Raw genomic sequence first — 5,611 nt, forward strand, 5'->3', positions numbered from 1 at the left:
TCGGTCTGCGGCGGCTGTCTGGCGCTGATGGACGCCGGTGTGCCGATGAAGGCCCACGTGGCCGGCATCGCCATGGGCCTGATCAAGGACGGCAACCGCTTCGCCGTGCTGACCGACATCCTGGGCGACGAGGACCACCTGGGTGACATGGACTTCAAGGTCGCTGGCACCACCAACGGCGTGACCGCGCTGCAGATGGACATCAAGATCCAGGGCATCACCAAGGAAATCATGCAGGTCGCGCTGGCCCAGGCCAAGGAAGCCCGCATGCACATCCTGGGCAAGATGCAGGAAGCCATGGGCGAAGCCAAGACCGAAGTCTCGAACTTCGCGCCCAAGTTGTTCACGATGAAGATCAACCCCGAGAAGATCCGTGACGTGATCGGCAAGGGCGGTGCCGTGATCCGTGCGCTGACCGAAGAAACCGGCTGCCAGATCAACATCGAAGAAGACGGCACCATCACCATCGCTGCGACCGACGCCACCAAGGCCGACGAAGCCAAGCGCCGCATCGAGCAGATCACCGCCGAAGTCGAAATCGGCAAGGTCTACGAAGGCCCGATCACCAAAATCCTGGACTTCGGCGCCCTGGTCAACCTGCTGCCCGGCAAGGACGGTCTGCTGCACATCAGCCAGATCGCCCATGAGCGCGTTGAGAAGGTCACCGACTACCTGACCGAAGGCCAGATCGTCAAGGTCAAGGTCCTGGAAACGGACGAAAAGGGCCGCGTCAAGCTGTCCATGAAGGCCCTGATCGACCGCAACGCCGCGCCCGCCGAGCAATCTGCTCAGCAGCAGCAATAAGCCGGACGTGTCCGCTGCGATGCAAGCGATCGAGATCAGCGCCTTTGGTGCGCCCGAGGTCCTGCGCCTCACGGAGCGTCCTGCGCCGGTGGCGGGCGCCGGCGAGGTGCTGATCCGCGTGCGCGCTTCGGGTGTGAACCGCCCGGACGTGCTGCAGCGCAGCGGCAGCTATCCGCCGCCGCCCGGTGCGTCTGACCTGCCCGGTCTGGAAGTCGCTGGTGTCATTGAATCGGGTGATGCCGATGCGATGGCGCAGGCCGGTTTCAAGATCGGCGACCGCGTCTGTGCACTGGTGGCTGGTGGCGGGTACGCGCAACTCTGTGTGGCGCCGGTGGGTCAGTGCCTGCCCGTGCCCGCCGGTTTCGACGACGTTCAGGCGGCCGCCTTGCCTGAGACCTTCTTCACCGTCTGGAGCAATGTGTTCGACCGGGCGCGTCTGCAGCCTGGCGAGACGCTGCTGATCCAGGGCGGTACGAGCGGTATCGGCGTGACAGCGATCCAGCTGGCCAAAGCCCTGGGTGCTCGCGTGATCGCCACCGCTGGCAGCGACGAAAAATGCGCCGCCTGCCTGTCGCTCGGTGCTGACCACGCGATCAACTACAAAACGCAGGACTTCTCGGCAGTGGCGCGCGAGCTCACGGACGGGCAGGGCGTCAACGTCGTGCTCGACATGGTGGCGGGCAACTACGTGGCGCGAGAGGTCGAGTGCCTGGCCGAGGACGGCCGATTGGTCATCATCGCGGTGCAAGGCGGGGTCAAGGCCGAATTCAACGCAGGCCTGGTCCTGCGGCGTCGCCTGGTCATCACCGGCTCCACCTTGCGTCCGCGCCCTGTGGCGTTCAAGGCGGCGATTGCGCTGGCCTTGCGTCAACAGGTGTGGCCTTTGCTGGAGCAGGGGCGCGTCAAGCCGGTGATCCACAGCACCTTCGATGCGGCCCGTGCTGCAGAGGCCCATGCGCTGATGGAAAGCAACCAGCACATCGGCAAGATCGTTCTGACCTGGGCCTGAAGGCGCAGGTCCTCACGGAGTCGTGACATGAGCAGAAAACTGATCGCAGGCAACTGGAAGATGAACGGCGGACTCGCCGCCAATGAGGCGCTGGTCCAGGCCATGCTGGCCGGTATCGGTCAGCCTGCTGCCGACGTGGCCCTGTGTGCGCCGGCACCCTATCTGGCCCAACTGCAGTCCTTGCTGCAGGGCAGTCCCATCGCCTGGGGTGCACAAGACGTGTCCGCGCACGAGCAAGGTGCCTACACCGGCGAGGTGAGCATGTCCATGCTCAAGGATTTCGGTTGCCGCTACGCCATCGTGGGCCACAGTGAGCGCCGTCAGTACCACGGTGAAACCGACGCCCTGGTGGCGGCCAAGGCCCAGCGTGCGCTGGCGGCGGGCATCACGCCCATCGTCTGTGTGGGTGAAACCCTGGCCGAGCGCGAAGCCGGCGAAACCGAAACGGTGGTCAAGCGCCAGCTGGCGGCGGTGATCCATACCGTGGCGCATTGCACCACCGAGATCGTGGTCGCCTACGAACCCGTCTGGGCCATTGGCACGGGTAAGACGGCCACGCCTGAGATGGCGCAGGCCGTGCACGCCGTGTTACGGGCCCAGTTGGCGGCCGCCACGCAAAACCCCAAGCGTGTGCACATCCTGTATGGCGGCAGCATGAACGCCGCCAACGCGGCCAGCCTGCTGGCCCAACCCGACATTGACGGCGGCCTCATTGGCGGTGCCTCCCTCAAGGCGGCCGATTTCCTTTCCATCGTGGCGGCTGCAGGCTGAGTCCGCAGCGCCCACTCATTTCAAGAACGACACCATGAACTTCGTCCTGACCCTTCTCCAAGTCATCCAGATCCTGGCCGCGGTGGCCATGATCGGTCTCATCCTCATGCAGCACGGCAAGGGTGCCGACGCCGGTGCTGCCTTCGGCGGCGGCGGTGCGGGCTCGGCCAGCCTGTTCGGTGCTTCGGGCAGCGCCAACTTCCTCTCGCGCACCACAGGCATCCTGGCGGCGGTGTTTCTGGTGTGCACGCTGGGCCTGGCCTATTTCGGCAACCTGCGCACCGCACCGGCCAGTGCGGGCAGCGTGCTTGAAGGTGCTGTGCCATTGCAGGCGCCTGCGGCTCAGCAGATTCCGGGCGCGACCGATGCTCCCGCCACCGTGACCCCGGCCGTGCCGGCTGGCACGGGCGCTGCCCAGATCCCCGGTAAATAAACGGGGGGGAGTAACCAGTTCCGCTGGCTGCGGCGGGACGGGTGTTTTGGGGTGCAACAACCCGACCTTTTCGGTTCGAAAAACCGACGATCTCCCCAAAAAGCGGGGGTGATTCAGGGTAAACTCTATGGGTTGTCAGCAAGGCACACACTCAGCCTCGTGTGCCAGACATGCAGACCCAGCCGACGTGGTGAAATTGGTAGACACGCTATCTTGAGGGGGTAGTGGCGAAAGCTGTGCGAGTTCGAGTCTCGCCGTCGGCACCAATCTTTGGAAAAACATGGCGCCCATGCCATGTCAGTGGAATCACCAAGATGAGTCTCGAGCAATACCTTCCCGTCCTTCTTTTCATTTTGGTCGGTATTGCCATCGGGGTCATTCCGCAGGTGCTCGGCTACATCCTCGGTCCTAACCGGCCCGACGCCGAGAAAAACTCCCCTTACGAATGCGGCTTCGAGGCGTTTGAAGACGCCCGCATGAAGTTCGATGTGCGCTACTACCTGGTGGCCATCCTCTTCATCCTGTTCGACCTCGAAATCGCCTTCCTGGTCCCCTGGGCGGTCGCCCTGACCGACATCGGTTCCACGGGGTTCTGGGTTGGTGTCATTTTCCTTTTTGATCTGCTCGTGGGATTTGTCTACGCGTGGAAAAAGGGCGCCCTCGACTGGGAATGACCGCATCGCGCGGTGTCGGTTTCTAATTCTGTTTTGCGTGCGCGCCCCTACGGGCTGCATGGAGCTGCACATGATTGAAGGCGTTTTCAAAGAAGGCTTTGTCACCACGAGCTACGACTCGGTGGTGAACTGGGCCAAGACCGGTTCGCTGTGGCCGATGACCTTCGGTCTGGCTTGCTGCGCCGTGGAAATGATGCATGCCGCCACCGCGCGTTACGACCTCGGTCGTTTCGGTGCTGAGGTGTTCCGTGCCAGTCCGCGGCAGTCGGATCTGATGATCGTGGCCGGCACCCTGTGCAACAAGATGGCGCCCGCCCTGCGCAAGGTGTACGACCAGATGGCCGAGCCGCGCTGGGTGTTGTCCATGGGCTCGTGTGCCAATGGCGGTGGTTACTACCACTACAGCTATTCGGTGGTCCGCGGTTGTGACCGTATCGTGCCGGTGGATGTCTATGTGCCGGGCTGTCCCCCCACGGCCGAGGCGCTGATCTACGGGATCATCCAGTTGCAGCAGAAGATCCGCCGCACCAACACCATTGCCCGCGCCTGAACGGCGGCAGGTCTGAGTCAGAGAGACGGCCCATGAGCGACACCACTTACACCACGCCCGCCGAGACCATTGCCGCTGCTGTGGAGCAGTTGCTGGGCGAGCGCGCCCGTTCGATCACCGTCGCCCGTGGCGAAGTCACCCTGGTGGTGGCCGCTGGCGACTACCTGGATGTGATGCAGACGCTGCGCGACGCACCGCAGACCCGCTTCGAGCAGCTCGTCGACCTCTGCGGCATGGACTACTCCACCTACGGCGACGGTCGCTGGGAAGGTGCCCGTTTTGGCGTGGTGGTGCATCTGCTGTCGGTGAGCTTGAACCAGCGCCTGCGCGTGCGCGTGTTCTGCCCGGAGGACGATTTCCCGGTGGTGGCCTCGGTCAACGGTCTCTGGAATTCGGCCAGCTGGTACGAGCGCGAAGCGTTCGATCTGTACGGCATCGTGTTCGAAGGCCACAACGACCTGCGCCGCATCCTCACCGACTACGGCTTCATTGGTCACCCGTTCCGCAAGGACTTCCCGCTGTCGGGGCACGTGGAAATGCGCTACGACGCCGAGCGCCAGCGCGTGGTCTACGAGCCCGTGACGATCGAGCCTCGCGAGATCACGCCGCGCGTGATCCGTGAAGACAACTACGGAGGCCTGCACTGAAGGCGTCAGCCCGAGGCGGAGATCCCACATGGCAGAAATCAAGAACTACACCCTGAACTTCGGTCCGCAGCACCCGGCCGCCCATGGCGTGCTGCGCTTGGTGCTCGAGCTCGACGGCGAGGTCGTGCAACGCGCCGACCCGCACATCGGCCTGCTGCACCGCGCCACCGAAAAGCTGGCCGAGCACAAGACATTCATTCAGTCGCTGCCCTACATGGACCGGCTGGACTACGTCTCGATGATGTGCAACGAGCACGCCTACTGCCTGGCCATTGAGAAGCTGCTGGGCATCGAGGTGCCGATCCGCGCCCAGTACATCCGCGTGATGTTCAGTGAGATCACCCGCATGCTCAACCACCTGATGTGGTTGGGCTCGCACGGCAATGACTGTGGCAGTTCCACGATCCTGATCTACGCCTTCCGCGAGCGTGAAGACCTGTTCGACATGTATGAGGCCGTCTCGGGCGCGCGCATGCACGCAGCCTACTTCCGTCCGGGCGGTGTGTACCGCGACCTGCCGGACACGATGCCGCAGTACACAGTGAGCAAGATCCGCAACGCCAAGGCGATGGCGGAGATGAACACCAACCGCCAGGGTTCGTTGCTGGACTTCATTGACGATTTCACGCAACGTTTCCCGACGTATCTGGCCGAGTACCACACGCTCCTGACCGACAACCGCATCTGGAAGCAGCGCACGGTGGGCATCGGTGTCGTCACGCC

At 63.6% G+C, this 5,611-nt stretch carries 7 protein-coding genes, 1 tRNA gene and 1 pseudogene; all 9 read left to right on the top strand.

The annotated features are described in order from the left end of the window. Nucleotides 1-804: S1 RNA-binding domain-containing protein (locus tag ACR2JA_RS02030; RefSeq protein ID WP_434007473.1), on the top strand; the 804-nt coding region annotated here is incomplete at its 5' end. Nucleotides 805-823: 19 nt separating this feature from the next. Then, nucleotides 824-1,813, top strand: coding sequence for an NAD(P)H-quinone oxidoreductase (locus tag ACR2JA_RS02035; RefSeq protein ID WP_434007478.1), 990 nt, complete (start codon nt 824-826; stop codon nt 1,811-1,813). Between the two features lie 27 nt (nt 1,814-1,840). Then, nucleotides 1,841-2,584 (top strand): triose-phosphate isomerase, encoded by a 744-nt coding sequence (tpiA, locus tag ACR2JA_RS02040; RefSeq protein ID WP_434007474.1) that lies wholly within the window; start codon nt 1,841-1,843, stop codon nt 2,582-2,584. A gap of 34 nt (nt 2,585-2,618) precedes the next feature. Next, nucleotides 2,619-3,017, top strand: coding sequence for a preprotein translocase subunit SecG (secG, locus tag ACR2JA_RS02045; protein ID WP_434007475.1), 399 nt, complete (start codon nt 2,619-2,621; stop codon nt 3,015-3,017). Nucleotides 3,018-3,198: 181 nt separating this feature from the next. Further along, nucleotides 3,199-3,283: transfer RNA gene (locus ACR2JA_RS02050), tRNA-Leu, on the top strand. A gap of 48 nt (nt 3,284-3,331) precedes the next feature. Beyond that, nucleotides 3,332-3,691, top strand: coding sequence for an NADH-quinone oxidoreductase subunit A (locus ACR2JA_RS02055; protein ID WP_434007476.1), 360 nt, complete (start codon nt 3,332-3,334; stop codon nt 3,689-3,691). A gap of 70 nt (nt 3,692-3,761) precedes the next feature. After that, entirely contained in the window at nt 3,762-4,241 is a 480-nt protein-coding gene (locus ACR2JA_RS02060; RefSeq protein WP_310564308.1) for a NuoB/complex I 20 kDa subunit family protein, read from the top strand. Between the two features lie 32 nt (nt 4,242-4,273). Next, nucleotides 4,274-4,888, top strand: coding sequence for an NADH-quinone oxidoreductase subunit C (locus ACR2JA_RS02065; protein ID WP_434007477.1), 615 nt, complete (start codon nt 4,274-4,276; stop codon nt 4,886-4,888). A 28-nt stretch (nt 4,889-4,916) separates the two neighbouring features. Further along, nucleotides 4,917-5,611: pseudogene (locus ACR2JA_RS02070) on the top strand (NADH-quinone oxidoreductase subunit D); the annotation flags it as partial.

The sequence above is a fragment of the Hydrogenophaga sp. genome, from assembly GCF_051007235.1.
Lineage (GTDB): Bacteria > Pseudomonadota > Gammaproteobacteria > Burkholderiales > Burkholderiaceae_C > Hydrogenophaga.